The sequence below is a fragment of the Roseibium aquae genome (assembly GCF_008711285.1).
GTDB classification, from domain to species: domain Bacteria; phylum Pseudomonadota; class Alphaproteobacteria; order Rhizobiales; family Stappiaceae; genus Roseibium; species Roseibium aquae.
In genome coordinates this window covers 305,610-329,196 of the sequence record NZ_VXDC01000005.1, presented here as the reverse complement: position 1 = coordinate 329,196, position 23,587 = coordinate 305,610, and the positions used below count along the sequence as shown (strand labels likewise).

Annotated in this window: 22 protein-coding genes; 9 read left to right on the top strand and 13 right to left on the bottom strand. The window is 59.8% G+C overall.

The genetic code is table 11. The features are described from left to right. Positions 1-98: 98 nt before the first annotated feature. The 12 genes from rpoN to doeA form a co-directional block, all read right to left on the bottom strand. Positions 99-1,637: an RNA polymerase factor sigma-54 gene (rpoN, locus tag F0184_RS10390; protein WP_150496102.1), complete on the bottom strand. Its 1,539-nt coding sequence runs from the start codon at positions 1,635-1,637 to the stop codon at positions 99-101. Between the two features lie 75 nt (positions 1,638-1,712). Next, positions 1,713-2,468 carry an LPS export ABC transporter ATP-binding protein gene (gene lptB / locus F0184_RS10385; protein WP_150496141.1) on the bottom strand — a complete coding sequence of 252 codons (756 nt, stop codon included), beginning with the start codon at positions 2,466-2,468 and terminating at the stop codon, positions 1,713-1,715. A 115-nt stretch (positions 2,469-2,583) separates the two neighbouring features. Then, entirely contained in the window at positions 2,584-3,126 is a 543-nt protein-coding gene (gene lptA / locus F0184_RS10380) for a lipopolysaccharide transport periplasmic protein LptA (RefSeq protein ID WP_150496101.1), read from the bottom strand. Continuing rightward, complete coding sequence (lptC, locus tag F0184_RS10375; protein ID WP_150496100.1) at positions 3,123-3,767, bottom strand: LPS export ABC transporter periplasmic protein LptC; 645 nt, start codon at positions 3,765-3,767, stop codon at positions 3,123-3,125. Before lptC ends, lptA begins: the two co-directional genes overlap by 4 nt. A gap of 117 nt (positions 3,768-3,884) precedes the next feature. After that, positions 3,885-4,505, bottom strand: coding sequence for a ribonuclease D (locus F0184_RS10370; RefSeq protein WP_150496099.1), 621 nt, complete (start codon positions 4,503-4,505; stop codon positions 3,885-3,887). Positions 4,506-4,628: 123 nt separating this feature from the next. Then, complete coding sequence (locus tag F0184_RS10365; RefSeq protein ID WP_150496098.1) at positions 4,629-6,080, bottom strand: multicopper oxidase family protein; 1,452 nt, start codon at positions 6,078-6,080, stop codon at positions 4,629-4,631. Positions 6,081-6,222: 142 nt separating this feature from the next. Beyond that, on the bottom strand, positions 6,223-6,645 hold the full coding sequence (locus F0184_RS10360; protein WP_150496097.1) for a c-type cytochrome: 423 nt from the start codon (positions 6,643-6,645) through the stop codon (positions 6,223-6,225). Further along, positions 6,642-7,034: a Cu(I)-responsive transcriptional regulator gene (cueR, locus tag F0184_RS10355; protein WP_150496096.1), complete on the bottom strand. Its 393-nt coding sequence runs from the start codon at positions 7,032-7,034 to the stop codon at positions 6,642-6,644. Before cueR ends, F0184_RS10360 begins: the two co-directional genes overlap by 4 nt. Before the next feature lie 9 nt (positions 7,035-7,043). Next, the gene (locus F0184_RS10350) at positions 7,044-9,446 is read right to left on the bottom strand and encodes a heavy metal translocating P-type ATPase (RefSeq protein WP_371871084.1); all 2,403 of its coding nucleotides are present in this window, start codon (positions 9,444-9,446) and stop codon (positions 7,044-7,046) included. 99 nt (positions 9,447-9,545) lie between these two features. After that, positions 9,546-10,259 (bottom strand): GntR family transcriptional regulator, encoded by a 714-nt coding sequence (locus F0184_RS10345; RefSeq protein WP_150496094.1) that lies wholly within the window; start codon positions 10,257-10,259, stop codon positions 9,546-9,548. Position 10,260: 1 nt separating this feature from the next. Then, positions 10,261-11,433 carry an acetylornithine deacetylase gene (gene argE / locus F0184_RS10340; protein WP_150496093.1) on the bottom strand — a complete coding sequence of 391 codons (1,173 nt, stop codon included), beginning with the start codon at positions 11,431-11,433 and terminating at the stop codon, positions 10,261-10,263. A 6-nt stretch (positions 11,434-11,439) separates the two neighbouring features. Further along, on the bottom strand, positions 11,440-12,624 hold the full coding sequence (gene doeA, locus F0184_RS10335; RefSeq protein ID WP_150496092.1) for an ectoine hydrolase DoeA: 1,185 nt from the start codon (positions 12,622-12,624) through the stop codon (positions 11,440-11,442). 157 nt (positions 12,625-12,781) lie between these two features. On the opposite strand from doeA, the gene eutB reads away from it, so the two are divergent. The 5 genes from eutB (at position 12,782) to F0184_RS10310 (ending at position 18,325) form a co-directional block, all read left to right on the top strand. Next, a complete protein-coding gene (gene eutB, locus F0184_RS10330) occupies positions 12,782-13,789 on the top strand; it encodes a hydroxyectoine utilization dehydratase EutB (RefSeq protein ID WP_150496091.1) in 1,008 nt (335 codons plus the stop codon). Next, complete coding sequence (locus tag F0184_RS10325) at positions 13,779-14,780, top strand: cyclodeaminase (protein ID WP_150496090.1); 1,002 nt, start codon at positions 13,779-13,781, stop codon at positions 14,778-14,780. The genes eutB and F0184_RS10325 overlap by 11 nt, the downstream gene beginning before the upstream one ends. Positions 14,781-14,813: 33 nt before the next feature. Continuing rightward, complete coding sequence (locus F0184_RS10320; RefSeq protein ID WP_172972068.1) at positions 14,814-15,329, top strand: Lrp/AsnC family transcriptional regulator; 516 nt, start codon at positions 14,814-14,816, stop codon at positions 15,327-15,329. A 91-nt stretch (positions 15,330-15,420) separates the two neighbouring features. After that, positions 15,421-16,920, top strand: a complete 1,500-nt coding sequence (locus F0184_RS10315; protein ID WP_150496089.1) for an NAD-dependent succinate-semialdehyde dehydrogenase — start codon at positions 15,421-15,423, stop codon at positions 16,918-16,920. Positions 16,921-16,957: 37 nt separating this feature from the next. Beyond that, positions 16,958-18,325 (top strand): aspartate aminotransferase family protein, encoded by a 1,368-nt coding sequence (locus tag F0184_RS10310; RefSeq protein WP_150496088.1) that lies wholly within the window; start codon positions 16,958-16,960, stop codon positions 18,323-18,325. Between the two features lie 59 nt (positions 18,326-18,384). Here the strand turns inward: F0184_RS10310 and F0184_RS10305 are convergent, their stop codons facing one another. Further along, positions 18,385-18,594: a hypothetical protein gene (locus F0184_RS10305; RefSeq protein WP_150496087.1), complete on the bottom strand. Its 210-nt coding sequence runs from the start codon at positions 18,592-18,594 to the stop codon at positions 18,385-18,387. 57 nt (positions 18,595-18,651) lie between these two features. Between F0184_RS10305 and F0184_RS10300 the strand changes: the two genes are divergently transcribed. The 4 genes from F0184_RS10300 (at position 18,652) to F0184_RS10285 (ending at position 23,500) form a co-directional block, all read left to right on the top strand. Then, positions 18,652-19,746, top strand: coding sequence for an ABC transporter ATP-binding protein (locus F0184_RS10300; protein ID WP_150496086.1), 1,095 nt, complete (start codon positions 18,652-18,654; stop codon positions 19,744-19,746). A gap of 83 nt (positions 19,747-19,829) precedes the next feature. Further along, on the top strand, positions 19,830-20,930 hold the full coding sequence (locus F0184_RS10295) for an extracellular solute-binding protein (RefSeq protein ID WP_150496085.1): 1,101 nt from the start codon (positions 19,830-19,832) through the stop codon (positions 20,928-20,930). Positions 20,931-21,002: 72 nt separating this feature from the next. Next, positions 21,003-22,640 carry an ABC transporter permease gene (locus tag F0184_RS20885; protein ID WP_150496084.1) on the top strand — a complete coding sequence of 546 codons (1,638 nt, stop codon included), beginning with the start codon at positions 21,003-21,005 and terminating at the stop codon, positions 22,638-22,640. Between the two features lie 5 nt (positions 22,641-22,645). Next, the gene (locus F0184_RS10285; RefSeq protein ID WP_150496083.1) at positions 22,646-23,500 is read left to right on the top strand and encodes an ABC transporter permease; all 855 of its coding nucleotides are present in this window, start codon (positions 22,646-22,648) and stop codon (positions 23,498-23,500) included. The last annotated feature ends 87 nt before the right edge of the window (positions 23,501-23,587 follow it).

Genomic DNA, 23,587 nt, shown 5'->3' with positions numbered 1-23,587 from the left:
ATGGCGCTGGCCGCCGGCATCTTTGATGCCTTTCGCACCCCGGCAGTCCGCCACCTGGGAAGACAAGCCTGGCAACCATCGTCGCCACCGGCAGATGGTCACAAGCGTGATTTTTTCTCGCGGCGACGCTGAACCGAACTGCCCAGTTTCATTGCCTCCCGGTATTTCGCCACAGTACGCCGGGCGATATCGATGCCATCGCCATTCAGAATTTTCACAATCGCGTCGTCCGAGAGAATGGCGTTGGGCGACTCGCCATCAATCAAAACCTTGATCCGATGACGCACCGCTTCAGCAGAATGCGCGTCGTCTCCGCCCGTCGCGGCAATGGCTGAGGTGAAAAAGTACTTCAACTCAAAGATCCCGCGGGGGGTTGCCATATACTTGTTCGATGTAACCCGGCTGACGGTCGATTCATGCATTTCAATAGCGTCGGCGATCGTCTTGAGGTTGAGCGGTCTCAAATGCTCCACGCCATACGCCATGAACCTGTCCTGCTGACGCACGATTTCGGTCGAGACCTTCAGGATCGTCTTTGCCCGCTGGTCCAGGCTCTTGACCAGCCAGTTCGCGGTTTGCAGGCAATCGGTCAGGTATTGCTTGTCCGTCTCACCCCGCGCTGTTTTCGTGACGCTGGCGAAATATGTTTGGTTCACCAAAACCTTGGGCAGGGTTTCGGTGTTGAGCTCTACCGCCCACCCGCCGCCTGGTGCCTGGCGGACAAGAACATCGGGCACCACAGGCTGGAGCGGCGCAAGACCGAATATGCTGCCAGGTTTCGGATCGAGAGCCCGGATCTCGCGGATCATTTCGGCAAGGTCTTCATCATCGACCCCGCAAATACGGCGCAAGGCCGGCAGGTCCCGGCGCGCCAGAAGCTCGATGTTCTCGATGAGCGCCGCCATGGCAGGATCGTATCTGTTCTTGTCGATCAGCTGCAACTTGAGGCACTCGGCCAGATCCCGTGCAAACACCCCTGCCGGCTCAAAGGTTTGCAATATCCCAAGGATCTCTTCAACACGCCGTTCCGGGACCGAAAGGCGCTCGGCGGCGTCGCGCAGATCGAGATCCAGATAACCGTTTTCGTCGACAGAATTCACCAGAAGCCGGCCGATCATCTTGTCCACTGGATCGGATAGAACAAGGTTCATCTGGTCTTCAAGCAAATGAGCAAGCGTCTCGTTTTCCGCCACGAAGGCTTCGAGATTGTAGTCCTCGCCCGGCCCGCCGCCGGACGGAGCCTTCAGCCCCTCTCCCATACTCACGATCGGCTGATCGCGCGTCGCCGTTGTCCCAGGCTCATCCTGAAACACATTTCCAAGATCGGTGTCCATCCGGGATGCGATCGCTTCGGCGCCGGTCTCCAAGTCGCTCTGCATCCAGTCGCCCGCTTCGCCCTCGGAGGACGAAGCATCTCCGGCCGGGCCAATATCGGCAGGATCGCCGTCAGGGCCGCTTTCCTGCGAGGAGCCGTCCGCCTCGGCAACATCCAGAAACGGATTCCGCTCCAGCTCGGTTTCGACATAGGCGGCCAGATCCAGGTTTGAAAGTTGCAAAAGCTTGATCGCCTGCATCAGCTGCGGCGTCATGACCAGTGATTGGCTCTGGCGGATCTCAAGCTTTGCGGAAATGGCCATTCAGGCGAATTGACTCCCTTTGATCGTTTTGGTCCGTTTCTTGCTTATGTGTATACACTATAGCCGGACGTCTCATCAAAGAGTAAATTGCTCTCCCAGATACTGCCGCCGAACATCGGGATTGCGCACGATATCCTCGGGCAATCCCTCGGTCAGGACCTCCCCACCGGTCATGATGTAGGCCCGGTTGATGAGGCCAAGTGTTTCCCGAACATTATGATCGGTAATCAAGACCCCGATCCCGCGTTGGGTCAGGTGATGAACGAGCTGACGGATGTCCCCGACCAGAATGGGGTCAATCCCGGCAAAGGGCTCATCCAAAAGCATGAATGACGGCCTGCTGGCCAAGGCACGGGCAATTTCAACGCGCCTACGCTCACCGCCCGACAGCGCGATGGAGGGGGTTTTGCGGAGGCGCGTAAGCCCGAATTCGGCCAGCAGGGATTCGAGTTCCTGCGCCCGGATGGTCTTGTCGGGTTCGATCACTTCCAAAACGGCCCGGATATTCTCCTCCACATTCAATCCCCGGAAAATCGAGGCTTCCTGCGGCAGATATCCAATGCCCAGCCTCGACCGCCGGTACATCGGCTTGCGGGTGATGTCGAAACCGTCAAGCAGTATCCGGCCCTGGTCCGGCCGGATAAGTCCGGTAATCATGTAGAATGTGGTTGTCTTGCCCGCGCCATTGGGCCCCAAAAGACCAACGGCCTCGCCCGGGCGCACGGCGAGGCTGACATGTTTGACGACTTGCCGGCGCCCGTAGGTCTTGCCGATGCCTTCGGCCACCAGCGCCCCGTCAAGGCCCGCCCCTTGGTCGGACGGGCGCGTCATGGGCTCTTGCGCAAAACCATTCGTGTTCAGGGGCGTGATTTTCAAGTCTGTCCGTCCAGTCAGGGCACTATCGGCACGTTCTTACCTTTGCACCAGGCAATCTGTCGAGCCGGACTCACTGTCCATTCCCAACGCTATTTGGCTGGATCAAAACCCTGACACGTCCGGACGACGGGGCTTCCAGATCGGCTTTCCCGGTTTTCAGATCCACCGTGAGCTTGTTGCCGACCACCACATTGGGCCCCTGACTGAGCACAACCTCCCGCCCGGTCATCACCATCACTTGACGGTTCATGTCGAAGCTCGCCTGATCACCCGTGGCGGTTTGGTCCTTCGCGGAAATGAACACGCGGCCTTGCGCCTCCAGCCGGGATATCTGCTGCTGAACATTGCCGCCGGGTTGTCCATCGTAAAAAACGCGCAAGCGCTGGGTCTTTAACTGCGTGTCACCTTGGGACACGACAACATCTCCGACAAAAGTGGCGCTGTTGGTTTTGTCCTCGACCTGGAGTTCAGTTGCTTCGATTTCGATCGGCTCGGCTGAATTGGAGCCAAAACCGGCAAACGCATCGGAAAACGTCTGGGCAGCAGAGGAACCGGCCCAAAGCAGAGCTGCCGTGCAGGCCACGGCGGCCAAGTTTACCAAACGGGCTGTCATTGGGTGTCCTCTTGATTGGTCGCCGGGTTGAGCGTCATCCGGATACCGTCTTTGAATCGCACAACGCCACGGTCCTGATCATAGTCCAGTTTCCCGGCGCGCACACTCCCCTGTTCGGAGCGAATGGAGATCGGGTTGTCCGTTCGCAGTGCGCCAGACTTCAGATCCACTTCCACATCCGACAAATCCACCGTAAAGCCCTGGCTCCACTCCAATTGGATACCGTCGTAAAGCCTGAGTGTTTCTGCCGCGTTATTATATGTGCCTTTCAATGCCGTGATCGCAGCGCTTTCGTCCGGACTGAGCACAATGTTGGCGCGGATGATCTCCAGATCGATGATCCTGGGGTCTGTCAAGCGCTGGATCGCACGCTGTGCCGAGACGTGATAGGACCGGTCTCCGTCATGGCCGGACAGCTCGGGCTTGTCCATCACAAGGCCATCGGCGGTAAGGCTGATATTCGTTGCTCCAAAGCTGCCGAGAACATTGAACAGGACCACAAGCCCAATCATCCCAGCCAGCACGAGAAGGCCCAGGCCCGGCAGGAGAATGCGCAAAACCCTGACCAGCCGGGAATGCCGCCTGGCTGCCCGTTGAGCGCGGGTTTCAGCGTTCCCGAGTAACTTTGGCCGTCCGCTCATGTGCCCCTGGATCAAATGCGAGTCCGCCAAGCCCTTTGCCTCGTGGTTTATGGCCGTCCGTGTGTTCCACCCGATACCAACAGTCGGCCACCAGGACCCGTTCGGCACGGATCGGCATCAAGAATGCGCGAACATATCTGTGTCTTCCCAGCCCATGAGGTCCAGTTCGGCACGGACTGGTAGGAACCGGAAGCACGCCTCAGCCAAATGAGTCCGCTCTTCACGCTGCAGCATGAACTCCAGCTTCGCTTTCAGGTCATGCAGATGAAGCACATCGGACGCAGCATAGGCGAGCTGGGCATCGGTCAACTCGTCGGCCGCCCAATCGGAACTTTGCTGCTGCTTGGACAAATCAACGCCAAGAAGTTCTCGGGTGATATCTTTCAAGCCATGCCGATCCGTATAGGTCCGGGTGAGCTTCGAAGCGATCTTGGTGCACCATACGGGAGACACCTCAATGCCGAGGTTCCTGCGCAGCATCGCGACATCGAACCGGGCGTAGTGGAAGATCTTGGTCTTGGACGGATCGGTCAGAAGCGTTTTCAGATTGGGCGCATCAATCTGCCCGCGGTCGATCTGGACCACATCGGCCGTTCCATCGCCAGGCGAAAGCTGAACCACACACAAACGGTCGCGCAGCAAATTCAACCCAAGTGTTTCGGAATCGACGGCAACCGCATCTGCCGATTGATACCTGGAAAGATCCGGCAGATCGTTCTTGTGGTGGCGAATGGTCATGCCCTGTCGGCTCCTTCAAAACTCGCACAGACCGGGCGTCACAAGGCCTTCGTGGACCCCGCGCGCGCCGTTCGATGGAGGTAATTCATGGGATGCTCTTTGGCAAGCTTGGCACCAGTTTCTTTATGCTCGCAAAACCTCGAACCAACTGGTCATCCCACCGGCCGCATGCTCCAGCATGTGGCAATGAAACAACCACTTTCCGGGGTTTTCCGCCTGAAACGCGATTTCAACCTGTTCTTCAGGGGCGATCAGGAAAGTGTCGCGCCACTCTCCCAGCGCGCCGTCTTGAAGGATCCGGAAATGATGCCCGTGGGCATGCATGGCATGCGGCCATCGCGTCAGGTTCCGGGTGCGGATCACAACGGTTTCGCCAAGGTGCGCCTGAAACAAGGGGGCTTCAAGGTTGCCGGCATGGCCGTTAAAGGCCCATACTTGTCCCGTCCGGCGCATTCCATCGCGGTCAAGAACTTCCCCCTTGTGCAGGATTTGCCCCATTCGGCCCATGGCACCCCCGGTCATGTCCAGTTCGAACACCCGAGCAGCGCCTAGATCCGGCGCCGCAAAAGGGTTGGGTTTTGGCAAGCGCACATCGGGCGCTTTGATTGCGCCACCTTGTTCGACCGGAAAACGGGCGAAGGTCAATGGCTGGTTGCCGGAAAGCTCGACCAATGCAAGATCCGATTCAGCCTCCGGCCGCAAGATCAGATCGAACCGTTGACCGGGCCCCATGAGTTCGACCTCCCAGTCGAAGGGGCGCGGGACGGCCAGCGGCTGCCCGTCATAGGCGATCAGATCGCCTCCGATCCGTTTAGGGTCGATGGCGAGGATGCGCGCATTCGCAGCATTGATGATCCTCAGCCGGTAGATCTCTCCGGCCTGCAACCGGAAATCGGGGTTCGTTCGACCATTCACGGTGAGCCAGTTGCCAAGACGGCCACCATGGCTCCAGTCGTGGAGCGAGCCGAAGCTTTCTGTGTCAAGACGGCCATCCCGGGTCAGACGCCAGTCATCGACCACCAGAACCAGATCCTGTTCGCGGCCGGTGGGCGGCGTGTTCTCCTCGACGATCAAAGCCCCATAAAGGCCCCGGCCGACCTGGTTCCAGCTTTTCGTATGGGCGTGATACCAGAAGGTTCCCGCATCCGGGACTTCGAAATCGTATTCGAAGACTTCTCCGGGCGGAACCGGGTCCTGCGTCAAGCCGGCGACCCCATCCATGGCATTGTCAATCCGGATCCCGTGCCAGTGAATGGACGTGGCCTCGGGAAGTTCGTTGATCAACCGGACCCGCACTCGTTCCCGATGCTTGACCCGTATTTCCGGCCCCGGCGCCGTGCCGTTGTAGGTCCAAAGGTCCGAGGGCAGCCCGGTGTTCTCGTAAAGGCGTTTCGGGGCGGGGCGGGCGGTGAGTTCCAGGAAGCCGTCATCCACTTGCGCAAGCGCCCAGCTTGGACCAGGAACGGCACCTGTCGCGGCAAGGGCACCGGCGGCTTGAAGAAACCGGCGCCGGCTCTGGCCTTGGCCGCGCGAATTCACGGGAGTGAGACGTCCAGATTCACTATTGCTGACCATGACCGTTCAATCCTTCTTTTTACGATCCGTTTCATAACATGCCATGCAGGTCCGGGCGACCGGGACCAAGGCTGCAGCACCCCGCGCGGTCGGAACCATACTCGCAAGCCCAACAGTCTTCGCCTTTGAACACCCCTTCCTCCTATTGGATGCCGTTCGCACGCTGAAGCGCGCGCACATAAGTGATGATCTGAACAATCTCCGCATCCGCCAGCCCAGGCACGGGGGCCATATCACCATAGGTCCAGTGATGCGCCCGAACGCCATTTCGAACGGCCAGCCAGAAGGCACCATCGGCGTGATGCGAAGGCTTGTAAATCTGGTGAACAAGGGGCGGCCCCTGCCCGGTCCCGCCAGCGCCATCCTGACCGTGACAAAGGGCGCAGTGGTCGTTGAACACCAGCGCGCCGGCTCTTTCAGCATGATCCAATTCGGGGATCTTGACCTGCACCGCAGCCTGCGGCCCGGGCCCATGGCCAGACCCGTCCAATACCGGGAAACTCATAACCCACAAGACAAGGGCAACGCTCGCAGCAAAAAGGACAAACACAGCCAGCCTCTTCATGGGGCCTCACCGGCCAGATCATCCATGATGGGACAGTCTGGCCGGTCGTCACCGGAACAGTGCGCGGCCAGATCGGACAGGGTCGCGCGAAGAGAGCGAAGTTCGGCGATTTTCCGGTCAACTTCCTCGATCTTGGCAAGTGCCAGCGCCTTGACGTCGGCACTAGCGCGGTTCTCGTCCTGATAGAGGGACAGCAGCAGACGGCACTCTTGGATCGAGAAGCCCAGACTCCGGGACCGCTGCAAGAACCGAAGGCGGTGAACGTCTGCCTCACAATAATCCCGGTAGCCGTTGGCTGCCCGGTCTGGCATCACAAGACCGATTTCCTCGTAGTATCGAATGGTTTTGGCGGGCAGGCCTGTTTCCTTCGAAGCGTCTCCAATATTCATGGCTGCTCCTCAAAGCTTCAGGCGCCGCAGCCGCAGAGCGTTGGAGATCACCGACACGGAGGAAAGGCTCATGGCCGCAGCCGCCAGCATGGGGGACAAAAGCGCCCCGAAGAGCGGGTATAGAATTCCCGCGGCAACCGGCACGCCGGCGGAATTGTAGACAAAGGCGAAGAACAGGTTCTGGCGAATGTTCGCCAGCGTGGCTTCCGCCAGCGTCCTTGCCTTGGCAATCCCGGCCAAATCCCCCTTGAGAAGGGTAATGCCCGCGCTTTCGACCGCAACATCAGCACCCGTGCCCATGGCGATCCCAACATCGGCCGCGGCCAGAGCCGGCGCGTCGTTTATCCCGTCGCCTGCCATGGCAACCTTGCGGCCCTCGCCCTGCAGCTTCTGCACCAGATCCCGCTTGTCTTCCGGCAGGGCGCCGGCAAGGACATCATCGATCGCAAGCTCGGCCGCGACCGCCTTTGCTGTCCGCTCCGTGTCTCCTGTTGCCATGATCACCCGAAGACCGGACTGGTGCAACATTTCGACGGCAGCTTTGGCCTCGGATTTGATAGGGTCGGCGACCGCGATCAACCCGGCCGCCGTGCCGTCGACGCTCACGATCATGACGGTTTTTCCCTCTTCCTGGAGGCTTTCCGACCGGTCCGCAAGGGATGCTGCGTCCACACCAAGATCACGCATGAAAGCACCGTTGCCGAGGGCGACGGTCCGGCTTTCGACGGTTCCGGACACGCCTTTTCCAGTTACCGCCTGAAAGTTTCGGCATTCCGCCGTCTCGACACCACGCGCGGACGCCCCGCTTACGATCGCATCAGCCAAGGGGTGTTCAGATCCCTTTTCCAGGGAGGCTGCTAGCCGCAGGATTTCATTTTCCTCGAACCCAGCCGAACCGGCCACCTCGCTCAAGCGCGGCTTGCCTTCTGTGAGGGTCCCGGTCTTGTCGACGATGACCGTATCCACCTTTGCGAGCCGCTCCAGCGCCTCGGCGTCCTTGATCAGAACCCCGGCCTGCGCACCCCGGCCCGTTGCCGTCATGATCGACATGGGGGTCGCAAGACCGAGTGCGCAGGGGCAAGCAATGATGAGAACGGAGACCGCAGCCACGACGGCGTAGACAAAAGATGGCGATGGCCCAACAATCAACCAGACACAAAATGCGATTGCCGCGACACCGACCACCGCAGGGACAAAGTAATTGGCGACGCGGTCCGCCAGAGCCTGGATCGGCGCGCGCGAGCGCTGAGCGCTTGCGACCATGTCCACGATCTTCGCCAGCATGGTTTCCGATCCGACATGTTCGGCTTCCATGATGAAGGTGCCGGTCTTGTTGAGCGTTCCTCCAGTCACTTTGTCTCCGGATGTCTTTTCGACAGGTACCGGCTCGCCGCTGATCAGGCTCTCGTCAACGGCGGAGCCACCTTCAACAACCCGTCCGTCGACGGGAACACTCTCGCCCGGACGCACACGCAGCCTGTCACCAGCCAGAATGTTGTCCAGCGGCGCATCATACTCGTCCCCATCCGGGGTGATCCGCCGGGCAGTCTTGGGCGCCAGATCCATGAGCGCGCGGATAGCGTCACCGGTCTTTTCGCGAGCACGCAGTTCCAGAACCTGACCCACGAAAACCAGTGCGATAATGACAACCGCCGCTTCGAAGTAGACGGGCATATGCCCGGACATGCCCCGCATATCCTCCGGAAAAAGCCCGGGCAAAAACGTGGCCACCATGGAATAGACGTAGGCGGCTCCGACGCCGAGCATGATCAGCGTCCACATGTTGTAATTGCCCGTTTTCACCGACGTCCAGCCACGCTGAAAGAAGGGCAGACCCGCCCAAAGCACAACGGGCGTGGCGAGAAGCACCTCCAGATAAAGCGCCATCTGCTCGCCAAGGAGACTGCGAACGGGAAGCCCGACCATAGGCCCCATGGTCAGGATCATGAGCGGGATGGCTGCCCCCGCACTGACCCACAAACGCCGGGTGAAGTCGATGAGCTCGTGGTTCGGTTCATCCGACACGCCGCTCATTGGCTCCAGAGCCATGCCGCACACGGGGCAAGTTCCCGGCCCTTCCTGAACGACTTCCGGGTCCATGGGGCAGGTGAAGAGATTGCCCGCCGCGTTTTCGGCTTCCGCGCGCTTTTTCTTCTCGTTGTTGCCCGACAGATAGAAGTAGGGATCCGCATCGAACCGGTCATGGCACTTGGGATTACAGAAGTGATAGTCCGTGCCCTTGTAGGTCAGCGATGGCTTACCTTTCCCCAACTGGACGGTCATCCCGCACACAGGGTCCACGGCAGAGCCCTTCCCCACAGCCCCATCTTCCTTTAGCGCCTGTCCGCCATGGCCTCCACAGCATCCGGTGTGCGACTGCGACTCTCTTGAGATGGACGTATTGTTCGACACGGGATTTCCTTTCTCGACGTGTCACCGAGATAAGGCTTCCAGTCACTAGAAGGTCAACCCATCCGCGTGTTTGTGCGTAGTGGGCATTTGTCCGCCACATTATGCCAGTGCGGCTTGCAGGTCAGCATGCCGTTTGAGACGCGTGTACCCCATCGAGAGATGTGCCTTGCGGATCAGAGCCGCTGCCTGAACATCACCCAAATCCACCGCATCGCAAATGTCGACGATCTCCCCACTGAAGATATCCACCTCGTCGCGCAAATCCATGTCCGGGATATGCTTCAGCCAGATGCGGCAGGTCTGATAGAAAAGCCGCTCGGAGACATCGCGCAGTGGCTGATTGTCCGTCAGCGACTGGAATGTGTGAAAGAAGTCGATATTGAGCCGAGCGAAGGTGTCCGGATCCGGCGCTTTCTGGAGTCTTTCGGCCCGCCGTTTCATAGCCGCGAACCGCGCGCGCAGATCGGCATTGGGCCGCACCGGGCACAGCCGGCCAGTCAATTCGTTCAGCTCCATCCGCAATTGGTAGACCTGGGAGAGCTCGACCAGATCGATATCGGTGACCAGCGTGCCGACGCCCTGTTGCGAGCGGATCAATCCATCGGCTTCGAGGATTTTCAGCGCCCTGCGAAGCGGCGACCGGCTGATGCCAAACTCCGCCGCCAGCGCCTCCTCGCTCAGTTGCGTTCCCGGCGGATAGACCAGCATGCTGATCCGGTCCCGCAATGTGCCATACATGATCTCGAAGCGTTCCTGAGCATTGCCCGCCTTCTCCAAACGGTTCGCGACATTGCCTTGAACGGGTTGGTTCATATTATCCGGCCGGTGTTTCGAGTGTGCGGGACAGACCGGACAGCATATCGAGACAGGCCTGCATCTGGGCTTCCGAGACAAATTCATCGGGTTGGTGAGCCTGGGCAATCGACCCCGGCCCGCATACGACCACCGACATGCCGAGCGCCTGGAACAGGCCGGCCTCCGTGCCAAAAGCCACCACATCGCACAGGTTGGCACCGGTCAACGCCGTGACAATATCCCGCGCCTCATTGTCGTTCACTACGGTCAGTCCTTGGACTTCCCCTATGATTTCGGTGACGATATCCGCCTCCGGCGAAACGGCCCGCATCTGCGGAATCAGGATCTCGCGGCAATAGGCGTCAAGCGCCTCTTTGACGATCCTCCCGTCCTCGACCCGGACCGGCCGGATCTCCCATTCGACGTTACAATGGCGCGCGATGATGTTTCGGGCCAGTCCGCCCTCGATCCGGCCCGCCTGCACCGTTGTCCAGGGAGGCGAAAACCGTGCGCTGTCCTCGCCGGCCCGGCTCTTCATCTCCTCGCCAAGTTCCAGCAGGCGGCTCAAGAACCTGGCCGCGTAGTGAATCGCATTGACTCCCTTGTCCGGTTCGGAACCGTGACCGTCCGTGCCATGAAAGCAGGTCGTATACTCATAGCTGCCTTTGTGGCCCTCGATCACCCGCATTTCCGTCGGCTCGCCGATGATGGCGACCGACGGCCGCCGACCCGACTGCTTCAGGTCTTCCACCAGCTGGCGTGCGCCGAAACATCCGACCTCTTCGTCATAGGTCAGCGCGACATGCAACGGACGCTTGAGATCGAGTGCCGCGTAGTGCCGGGCCTTGGCCAGAACGGCCGCGATGAAGCCCTTCATGTCGCAAGCGCCACGGCCATAGCAGCGCCCGTCGACCCGGTGCATCCGGTAAGGGTCTGCGGACCAATCCTCCGCCTGTGCCGGCACGACATCGGTGTGTCCCGACAAGACAATGCCGCCATCGACATCCGGGCCCAGGGTTGCGAACAGATTGGCCTTCTGCCCCGACGGATCGTGGCTGACAGTGACCCGCGCCCCGCAGTCCTCCAAATGTCCGGCGGCATAGGCAATCAGTTCCAGATTGCTGTCAGCCGAGACCGTCGGGTAGGCGATCAACCTGTCAAGGATCGTCAAAGTGGTTTCGAGATCGCTCATGCGTCTTCAGTCTTTCACGAACAGTTCGCGCGGACGGTTGCACAAGCATTCCGCCGGTCCAGTGTCCCGGATCAGGATACTCTCTGTGATCTCCAGGCCCCAGCCATCCATCCAGAGCCCGGGCATGAAGTGGAATGTCATACCCGGTTCCAGGACCGTATCGTCCTCGTCGCGGATCGAAATCGTGCGTTCCCCCCAGTCGGGCGGATAGGACAGGCCGATCGGATACCCTGCGCGGGCGCTGCGCTCGATCCCGGCCGCCTTCAACTCCTTCGCCAGGGCCCGGGCGATGTCGCCGGCCACATTGCCAGCCCGGGCGGCATCCAGCCCCGCCGCGAGCCCATCGGCGAGCGCTTTTTCGGCATCGAGAAAATGCTGCGGCGGTGTGCCAAGGAACACTGTGCGGCACAGCGGAGCGTGGTATCGGCGGTAGCAGCCGGACAGTTCAAAGAATGTTGCCTCGCCGCTTTCCATGTAGCGGCCATCCCAGGTCAGGTGAGGCGCGGAGGCATCCGCACCTGACGGAAGCAGAGGCACAATGGCGGGATAGTCGCCCCAGGCATCATCGAGGCCGCGAATGGCGTCGGCGTAAATATCCGCCACCAAATCGGCCTTGCGCATTCCGGGTTTCACGCGGGCAAACACGCCGTCGATGATCTTTTCGGAAATTCGGGCGGCTCGCCGCATGAACACAAGTTCTTCGTCCGACTTGACCGCACGCTGCCAGTTCACAAGCCCTGTCGCATCCTCGAATGTGGCATTCGGCAGCTCCGCCTGAAGCGTCAGGAACGCCTTGGCGGAAAAATAGTAGTTTTCCAGCTCGACGCCGATCCGTTTGGTGTCATAGCCACGGTTGCGCAACATCCCGGCAAGATCCTGCATCGGATGGCGATGTTTCGACTGAATATAGTGATCGGCATAGCTGAGGACGTGCGCGTCGTCCATCCAGACCGTCCGCCGTGCACCATTGGCGTCCTGATGGCGCCCCCACCAGATCGGTGCGGCATCATGAAAGACCACCACGCCCTGGTGAACGTAAAAGGACCAACCATCATAGCCGCTGAGCCAGGCCATGTTGGAAGGATCCTCAATGAACAAGACATCCAGGTCGCGCGCGGCCATCTCCTTGCGCACCAAGTCCAATCGCCGCGCATATTCTGCGGCGCTGAACGGCAAATCGTGTCCCGGCATATGAACTCCCTCGGCCAAAATCTGAATTGTGTACAAATCTGCTTGAAGCCCTGGAAATTCGCAACAAAAAAGTTGTTTTCCAGCATTTAAGCTAGATTTATTACCTGTATTGTGTACCTATCGCCCGATGCACACCGGATGGTGAGATGAAGCGACGATGACACTCAAGCTCTCGGATATCCTTGCCGCAAAGCGCGCACTGCTTGGACGCGTGGCCCGCACACCCCTCGTTCCCGCACCAAACCTGTCGCGCAAGCTCGGGACCGATCTTCACCTGAAAATGGAAACCATGCAGCCCACGGGGGCTTTCAAGCTGCGCGGGGCGACGAACGCGGCCGCCCATGTGCCTGCTGGCACCCATACGCTCACGTGCTGCTCGACCGGCAACCACGGGCGGGGCGTGGCCTACGCCGCCCGCGCGCTTGGCCGGAAGGCGGTCGTTTGCATGTCGCGGCTCGTGCCGCAGACGAAAATCGACGGCATCAAAGCGCTCGGCGCGGACATACGGATTGTCGGCGCCAGCCAGGACGATGCGCTTGCCGAGTGCCAGAGGGTGGCAAAAGAGCCCGGTGTGGAAGAAATCTCGCCATTCGACGACCCGCATGTGATTGCAGGCCAGGGAACAGCCGGACTGGAAATACTGGAAGATCTTCCCGAGGTCCGGACCTTGCTGGTGCCTCTTTCGGGCGGCGGCCTTGCCGCAGGCGTTGCCGTCGCCGCCAAGGCGATCAACCCCCGGGTCAAGGTCATTGGCATCACCATGGACCGGGGTGCGGCCATGAAGGCATCCATCGACGCCGGACACCCGGTAGAAGTCGAGGAAGTGCCGAGCCTGGCAGATTCGCTGGGCGGCGGGATCGGCTTGCACAACAAGCTCTCCTTCCCCATCTGCCGCGACCTGCTCGATGACATCGTGCTGGTAACCGAGGACGAAATCTACCGGGCCATGCAGGCACTGTTTTTCGAAGAACGCCATGTGGCGGAAGGGGCATGCGTTGTTGGCATCGCGGCGCTCATGTCCGGGCGCATCAAAAAGCCGGACGGACCGGTCGCAACCATCATCACGGGCCGCAGCGTGGACATGGACCAATTCATGCAAGTCATGACCGGCCAGGACATCCCGCTTGGTGACATCACCTTAAAAGGTTCCTCCTATGCCGCATGATATCCGCATCGTCACCGAGCCTGACCTGCGCAATGCGATCGGTCTGGATCTCGACGTGATCGACTGCATCGAACACGGCTTCCGCCAACTGGATGGGGGCTCCGTCATCATGCCGCCGGTCCTGTCCATGGCCATGCCGGACGCCCATGCCGAGGTCGACATCAAAACCGCTTATGTGCCTGGGCTTGAGGGATTTGCCATCAAGGTCAGCCCCGGCTTCTTCAACAATCCCTCGCTGGGCCTGCCAAGCCTGAATGGCTTGATGGTGCTGCTTTCGGCCAAGACCGGCCAAGTGCTGGCCATCTTTCTCGACAATGGCTACCTCACAGATATGCGCACTGCGGCTGCCGGCGCTGTCGCGGCCCGGCATATGGCACCAGAAAAGGTCGAGACGGTTGGGGTGATTGGGACCGGCCTTCAGGCCCGGCTGCAAGTCATCGCAGCTTCCAAGGTGAGATCGTTCAAGAAGATCTGCATTTGGGGCCGCGATATCGAAAAGGCCGAGCGGTTGGCGCGCGATCTTGAAACGGAGCTGAGTATTGAACCTTTCGTTATGCCGGCGCCGGATGACGTCGTTGCGCAAAGCCAATTGGTCGTCACAACCACCCCGGCAACGGCACCGGTTCTTGGCAGCGCCGCGCTGCATTCGGGTCTCCACATCACCGCCATGGGCTCGGATCAGGACGGCAAGAACGAGATTGACCCGGCGGTCCTTGCAAAGGCGGACCGGATCGTCTGCGACCGGATCAGCCAATGCGAAAAGATGGGGGAACTGCGCTCAGCCCTTGCCGCCGGTGGGGTGGCTGGCCTTGAGGACCCGCGTCTAACCGAACTGGGCGCAGTCATCTCCGGCCGCGCGGCAGGGCGCAGCAGCGCCGATCAGATCACGGTCTGTGACCTTACTGGAACCGGCATCCAGGACACCGCAATCGCAACGCTCGCCCATGCCCGCGTCCGCGCCGGCGGCGCAGGAACGCGCATCCAAAGCTGACGCGCGCCAAGACAAGGGCTTTCCGGACACACGATGCTGAAACTCGACGACAGGGATCTGGCCATTTTGAAAGTGCTATCCAAGGAGGCACGCATTTCCAAGGCCGATCTGGCGAAACGGATCAACCTCAGCCCCAGCCCCTGCTGGAAACGCCTGGAACGTTTGGAAAAGGCCGGGATCGTGCAGGGCTACCACACGGCGGTCTCGCTGAAGAATGTCGCGCCGCATGTCACGGTTTTTGTGACGGTTGAGCTGGAGCATCACCGGGCCGAGTATTTCCAGAAGTTCGAGCGGACCATCGAGACCTGCGAAGAGGTTGTCGCCTGCTGGGCGATTGGCGGCGGCCTCGACTATCTTTTGCAAATCGTCGCCAAGGATATCGACGCCTATCAGCGGCTCATCGACCGCCTGTTAGACCAGGGCCTCGGGATCGTTCGCTACTTCACCTATGTCGTGACCAAGCCGGTGAAGCAGAACGGGCCTTTGCCGTTCGACGAAATCCTGCTCGACCGTTTGGGAACGAATCCTGACGGCGGGGCCGGCGAATAAGAACGAACCGGCTTGTTTCAACCCGGAAAACGGTCAATTCGTTCCCGCCGCCGCCCTCATACTCCGGCGCAGTCCAATCAAGGGTGCCGTGATGCAAAGTCTATCTGCGATCGAGAACACGCCGCTTGCCGGCTCGGTCTTTTCCCAGTTGGAGAACCGCCATCTGTTGCGCAGCTTTGGCTATGCCGATGGACGCTGGCTCGATGCAGAGGACGGAACGACGTTCCCCGTCACCGACCCCGCCGACGGCAGTTGGCTCGGCGATGTCTCCAAACTGTCGGGAGCGCAGGCCCGGGCAGCGGTCGACAGCGCAAACCGGGCATTCGGCCCATGGTCCGCTTTGTTGCCGCAGGACAGGGCACGGCACCTGAAGGCGTGGCACGATCTGATCCTCGCCAATCGAGAGGACCTGGCGCGGCTGATGACCCGCGAACAAGGCAAACCCCTTTCTGAGGCCCGCGGCGAAATCGACTATGCCGCCTCGTTCATCGAGTTTTATGCCGAAGAGGCCAAACGTCCGAATATCGAAAGCATCACATCGCACCTGGCCGATGCCGAGATGGAAGTCTGGCGCGAGCCGGTTGGCGTCTCTGCCCTGATCACGCCGTGGAATTTTCCCTGCGCCATGATCACCCGCAAGGCCGCCGCCGCGCTCGCCGCCGGGTGCACCGTCGTGGTTCATCCCTCGCAAGAAGCGCCGTTTTCCGCGCTCGCACTGGCGGAACTTGCCGACAAGGCCGGCCTGCCCGCTGGGATTTTCAACGTTGTGCCCGGGCACGCTCCCGAAATCGTCGGGCCATGGATGGAGGACCCGCGCGTGCGGGCTGTTTCCTTCACCGGATCGACCGAGATCGGCCGGCTGCTGGTCCGTCAGGGGGCGCACACCATAAAACGCATGATCCTCGAACTCGGCGGGCACGCCCCGCTGATTGTGTTTGCAGACAGCGATCTTGATCATGCCGTCGAGCAGGCCATCGCCGCCAAATTCGCGACCTCCGGCCAGGACTGCCTCGGCGCAAACCGGATCTATGTCCAGCGGGAGATCCATGACGCGTTCTGCAAAGCCTTTGCCGAAAAGACGGCGGCATTGTCGGTCGGCGCGGGGATGGACGATCCCGATATCGGCCCGTTGATGCATGAGCGCGCGGTTCAAAAGCAGGAACAGCATGTGAAGGATGCGCTGGACAAAGGCGCGGTGCTGCTCACTGGTGGCGCGCGGCATGAGGCTGGCCCGCTGTTTTTCCAGCCGACGGTTTTGTCAAATGTGCCGGACGATGCGCTGATCTTTTCGGAAGAAACCTTCGGGCCGGTCGCCGCCATTGCCGCTTTCGACACGGAAGAAGAGGTTTTGGCGCGCGCGAACAACACTGAATACGGCCTGATCGCTTACGTGCACACCACGGACCCGCGCCGCATCTACCGAATGAGCCGGGCTCTTCAATATGGCATGGTGGCGGTGAACCGAACCAAGGTAACGGGCTGTCCGATCCCGTTCGGCGGCATGAAACAATCCGGCCTTGGCCGTGAGGGCGCCCGCTACGGCCTCGAGGCCTTCACGGAGATCAAATACGTCTGCCGCGACTGGAGCTGACCGGCGGCCAAAACTCTAGAAAAAGAAAGGAGCCACCATGCTCAAGAACGACCGGCTGGATGCCTGGGACCGCGAAAACTTCTTTCACCCGTCCACGCACCTGGCGCAACATGCCCGCGGCGAAAGCCCGAACAGGATCGTCACCGGCGGCAATGGCGTTTACATCGAGGATCGCAACGGAACCAGGCTTCTCGACGCGTTTGCCGGTCTTTATTGCGTCAATGTCGGCTACGGGCGCACCGAAATCGCAGACGCCATCGCAGAGCAGGCCAAAGAGCTGGCCTACTACCATGCCTATGTCGGCCATGGCACCGAAGCCTCGATCACGCTCGCCAAGATGGTGATGGACCGCGCACCGGATCACATGTCCAAGGTCTATTTCGGCCTTGGCGGGTCGGACGCCAATGAGACCAACGTGAAACTGGTCTGGTATTACAACAACATCCTGGGCCGCCCAGAAAAGAAGAAAATCATTTCCCGCTGGCGCGGCTACCACGGTTCCGGTCTCATGACCGGTTCGCTGACCGGTCTCGAACTGTTTCACAAGAAGTTCGACCTGCCACTCGACACGGTGCTGCACACCGTTGCGCCCGATTATTTCCGCCGCGATGATCTGTCCATGTCGGAGGCCGATTTCGTCGCCCATTGCGCGTCGGAACTGGAAGCGCTCATTCACAGAGAAGGCGCGGACACGATTGCCGCCTTTATCGCCGAGCCCGCGCTGGGAACGGGCGGCCTCGTTCCCCCGCCCGCAGGGTACTGGGAGACCATCCAGCCAATCCTGAAAAGACACGATATCCTGCTGATCGCGGATGAGGTCGTGTCCGGTTTCGGCCGGCTCGGGTCGATGTTCGGGTCCGCTCACTACGGTCTGGAGCCAGACTTCATCACCATCGCGAAAGGCCTGACCTCAGCTTACGCGCCGCTCTCCGGCTCGATCGTGTCCGATAAGGTCTGGAAGGTCCTGGAAGAGGGAACGGACGAGTTCGGACCGATCGGCCACGGCTGGACCTATTCCGCGCACCCAATCGGCGCTGCGGCCGGTGTCGCCAATTTGGAGCTGATCGACAAGCTCGGTCTGGTTGGTAACGCCCGCAAAACGGGTGCGTATTTCAAAGCGGCTCTGGAAGACGCGTTCACCGGTCACCCGAATGTGGGCGATATCCGCGGCGAAGGATTGCTATGCGCGGTGGAATTTGTGGCGGACAAAGACAGTCGGACCTTCTTCGATCCGTCCAAGAAGGTCGGCGCACAGGTGGCAGCCGCCCTTTTGAGCGAAGGTGTGATTGGCCGGGCAATGCCGCAGGGGGACATCTTGGGCTTTGCTCCACCATTGTGCCTGACCGAACAAGAAGCTGACACGATAGTAAATGCCGCAAAGAAGGCAGTCGATGCCGTTCTCTGACGCTCGGGCATCTGGTTAACGCAGCATATTGGCTGAAAACAGGGCAACGCGCTCTGTTTTCATATTAGAAACTGCGGAGAAGAAGCAGTATTTTTTGCTTCTCCCTGCGGGATTTTGAGTATTTCTTCTTTGCGAAATTCATTGACGAAATATTGGCATGTCGCCGCGTAAAAATTGCGCATTTTTTTTCCAAATACCCCCTTCCAATGCACACCAGTTTTTGCTTTGCTGATGCCAACCTGAGCAGTGAGTAATTCGCGGGCACCCAATGAGGTGGCCGCGGGATGCTGTGGCTCGACAAAATAAAAGTGGGATTTGAGGGGAACATGGCGAACACACGTGGCGCGGCCGTGCGCTATGAAAGCGTGCAGAAAAGCTACGATGGCGAAAGCCTGGTTGTTAAAAATTTGAACCTGGACATTCCGCCGGGCGAATTTCTGACCATGCTTGGCCCGTCCGGTTCGGGCAAGACGACTTGCTTGATGATGCTGGCTGGATTTGAACCGGCAACGCATGGTGAAATCTATCTGAACGACCGACCGATCAACAATGTCCCGCCCCATAAACGCGGCATTGGCATGGTGTTTCAGAACTATGCGCTTTTTCCCCACATGACCGTCGCGGAAAACTTGGCGTTTCCGCTTCAGGTCCGCAAGGTTCCGAAGGCGGAACAGGCACAGAAGGTGCGGCGCGCTCTCGAAATGGTCGAACTGGGGGCCTTCGGCAACCGCAGGCCCGCCCAGTTGTCGGGTGGGCAGCAACAGCGTGTCGCGGTTGCGCGTGCGCTGGTTTTCGATCCCGAACTGGTGCTGATGGACGAGCCGCTTGGCGCGCTGGACAAGCAGCTGCGCGAGCAGATGCAGTACGAGATCAAACATATTCATGAAAACCTCGGCGTGACCGTGGTCTACGTCACCCATGATCAGACTGAGGCGCTGACGATGTCCGACCGGGTCGCCGTTTTCAATGACGGCGTCATCCAACAGCTTTCAACGCCTGACGATCTCTATGAAGACCCCAAGAACTCGTTCGTTGCCCAGTTCATCGGCGAGAACAACAAGCTTGACGGCAAGGTCGTCGAAGTGAACGGCAAATCCTGCCTGGTCGAGCTTGAGGATGGAACCCGCCTCAAAGCCGACAAGGTCAATGTGGAAAGCGTTGGGGACCGCACGACGATATCCTTGCGTCCCGAGCGGGTGGAATTCGATACCCATGACGCCATGGACAATATTGTGAATGGCCGTGTCGAGGAACTGATCTACCTCGGCGATCACATCCGGGTCCGGATGAATGTGGCTGGCAATGACGAGTTCATCGCAAAGGTTCGCAACCGGGGCGAAAAGCGCAAGATCCACGTCGGGGACACCGTCCCGGTGGGCTGGTCTTTGAACGACTGCAAGGCGCTCGATCCGGTTTCTTAAAGAAATCACAGGCAGGCATAAGCCTGCCTGTGGCGAAAGACGGGACAAACCCGTGGCAAACCTAAAAGAGGGAGCTAATCACTATGAAGCTCAAGACTATTGTAATGGCCGGGACCGCATTGGCATTCGCCGGCGGCAACGCGGCTGCACAGGAACTGACTTTCGTGTCCTGGGGGGGCGCCTATCAGAACTCCCAGATCAAAGCCTATGCGGAGCCTTACATGGCTGCAAATCCTGGTGTCACCATCATCTGGGATGAGTCCTCCAATGAGGCAGTGGCCAAACTTCGCGCCATGAACGAAGCTGGCAACATCACTTGGGACCTGGTCGACGTTGTCGCCTCCGATGCCATCCGTCTGTGCGACGAAGGCCTCGCCATGGAAATCGACCATGATGAGATGCTGGCTCCAGCGCCCGACGGCACCTCGGCCTCCGAGGACTTCGGCGACCTGATCGTGTCCGACTGCTATATTCCGCAGATCGTTTATTCCACCACCTTCGGGTACCGCACGGATGTTGATGAATGGGGCGGCAACACCCCGGACGACATCTGCGACGTCTTCGATCTGGAAGCCTTCCCGGGCAAGCGCTCGCTTGAAAAGCGTCCGATCAACAACATGGAGTGGGCACTCCTGTGCGACGGCGTCGCCAAGGAAGACGTCTATGACGTTCTGGAAACGGAAGAAGGCCAGGACCGCGCCTTCGCGAAGCTGGACACCATCAAGGACAGCGTTGTCTGGTGGTCGGCCGGCGCGGAAACACCGCAACTTCTCGCCGACAAGGAGGTCGTGATCGGCTCGACCTATAACGGACGTCTTTTCTCGCTGATCGAAGAGCAGGACCAGCCGGTCGCCATGCTTTGGGACGCGCAGGTGTTCGATTTGGATGGCTGGATCATCCCGACCGGCCTGTCCGAGGAGCGTTTGGCGCTGGTAAAAGACTTCCTGTACTTTGCAACCGACACCCAGCGTTTGGCTGACCAGGCCAAGTTCATCTCCTATGGCCCGGCCCGTGCGTCCTCGGCTCCGCTCGTGAGCACACATGCCGAGCTTGGCATTGAAATGGCGCCGCACATGCCGACCGACCCGGCAAACGCCCAAAACACCTTCCTCTATAACTATGAGTGGTGGGCAGATTACCGGGATGACCTGGACGCAAAGTTCCAGGCCTGGTTGGCGCGATAAGCCAGTAGAATGCTGCGGCGGGCGGGGATCTCCCCGCCTGCTTTTCCTGTCATTTCACGAAAGTCCATATTCATGAGCGATGTCACCTCTGACCAGGTGCTGACGACGCAGGACGGCAAACCACTCAAAGCCGCTCTTGCCAAAGCGCTCCGCCGCGAACGCCTCCGGTCGCTGATGCTGATTGCGCCTCTCCTGATCTTCATCATGCTGACCTTCGTGGCGCCGATCTTCGACATGCTGTTCCGGTCGGTCGAAAACCAAATCGTTTCAGAAACGCTTCCGCGAACCGTCGTCCTGCTGGAAGAGTGGGATGCGGGATCCGGCGAGACGCCGGGCGAGGACGTTTACCAGGCGCTGCACTACGATCTCATGATCGCAAGCGAATACAAGCGCCATACCCAATTGGGCACCCGCCTGAATTACGAAAAGACCGGCATTTCGTCCATGTTCCGGCGCACCGGGCGCCGGATTGCCGATTTCGGCGAGGTCTATGCAGACCAGTTCGCAGCGCTGAACCCCGCCTGGGAAGACCCCATGACCTGGGTGAACCTCATGGCCAGCGACGCCTGGATCGCCGACCAACAGCGTTGGGCCGCGTCCCAGGATGGTCCCGAACCGACATTCATCCTAAGTGAAACCGCGGTCGCGGCCTTGCCGGCCACGGCGGATATCTATGGCGCCTTCGCGGAATTCCTCCAGATGGAGGAGGGCGATAGTCCGACCGATGAACAACCGTGGAATGCCGTTTACGCGGCGCTTTATGAGGACTTGGCCGACAATCCGCAGGCGTTTTCGACCTTTTCCGGCACAAATGCGGATTTGTTGCGCGAAGCGGTAGAGGCGGTTCCGACCTTTGCCACCGCAAGCATGAAAGAGCTCTTCATCGACGCGGAGGATGGTTGGGGCGATGCGGGAAACTGGGCCGTCATCAAGACATTCAGCCCTGCTTACACGCCGGGTTACTTCCTGTCCGCCGCTGACGCGCAACTGACACCCGATGGGCTGGAGATGAAGCCGGAGAACCAGCAGATCTATTTGTTCCTGTTCTACCGGACCTTGTTGCTGTCGATCGTCATTACGCTGTCCTGTTTGCTGCTCGGTTATCCGATCGCCTACCTGCTCGCAGCGCTGCCCTTGCGCTATTCCAACCTGCTTTTGATCCTTGTGCTTTTGCCCTTCTGGACAAGTCTCCTCGTTCGCACGTCCGCCTGGAAAGTGCTTCTCCAGCAGCAAGGCGTGATCAACGATGTTCTTGTCTGGATCGGGTTGATCACCGATGCGGGGCGCTTGGTCATGATCAACAATGCCACCGGCACGATCATCGCCATGACACATATTCTGCTGCCGTTCATGATCCTGCCGCTCTATTCCGTGATGAAAACCATTTCCCCGACCTACGTTCGGGCGGCGAAAAGCTTGGGAGCGACCGACTGGACCGCCTTCTGGCGGGTCTATTTCCCGCAAAGCGTTCCCGGGATTGGAGCGGGCGCGATTCTCGTCTTCATCCTGGCCATCGGTTACTACATCACTCCTGAACTGGTCGGCGGAACGTCGGGTATCTTTATCTCCAACCGGATTGCCTTCCACATCTCCAGTTCACTGAACTGGGGCCTGGCAGCCGCCCTTGGAACCCTGCTTCTCGTCGCGGTTCTCTTGCTGTTCATGGCCTACGACCGGATCGTCGGCATCGACAATGTGAAACTGGGGTGACGACCATGAGTGCACTTCCTCCATACGCCTCCCCGCTTCAAAAGACGTGGTACTACTCGTTCCGGGTGATCTGCGGATTGATCTTCTTCTTTCTGATCTTTCCGATCATGATCATTGTGCCACTCAGCTTCAACGCGCAGAACTTCTTCACCTTCACGCCGGAAATGCTGGCCTTGGATCCGGCAGGCTATTCCTTGAAGCACTATGAGGACTTCTTCACCAATCCGAGTTGGCAGCAGGCGCTTTGGAACTCGGTGACCATTGCGCCGGCCGCCACCATCCTTGCAACAGTGCTTGGAACGCTGGCGGCCATTGGGCTGTCCCAAAGCCATGTGCCGTACAAGTCGGCGATCATGGCAGTTCTCATCTCCCCAATGATCGTGCCTTTGATCATCTCGGCGGCCGGAATGTATTTCTTCTATTCCCGGATCGGCCTACAGGGAACCTATTGGGGGGTGGTTCTGGCACATGCGGCCCTGGGCACGCCCTTCGTCATCATCACGGTGACAGCTACGCTTGTCGGCTTCGACCGGTCTCTGGTCCGCGCGGCGGCGAACCTCGGGGCAGATCCGGTGACAACCTTCTTCAAGGTCCAGATGCCGCTCATCATTCCAGGTGTGGTGTCCGGCGCCTTGTTCGCCTTCATCACATCCTTCGATGAGGTGGTCGTGGTTCTGTTCCTTGGTTCGGCAAGCCAGCAAACGCTGCCTTGGCGAATGTTCACCGGGCTTCGGGAACAGATCTCGCCGACCATCCTGGCGGTGGCCTCCCTGATGGTGGCGATCTCCATCGCCCTGCTCACAGTCCTTGAGCTCTTGCGGCGCCGGTCCGAACGCTTGCGGGGGCTATCGCCGGGATAAAACGCGGACCGCTGTTCTCCTTGGGGAGCCGGTGGCGGAACGCCAGTCACCAGAGGCCGCGCCTGGGGCGCGCACCTGACAGCAAGA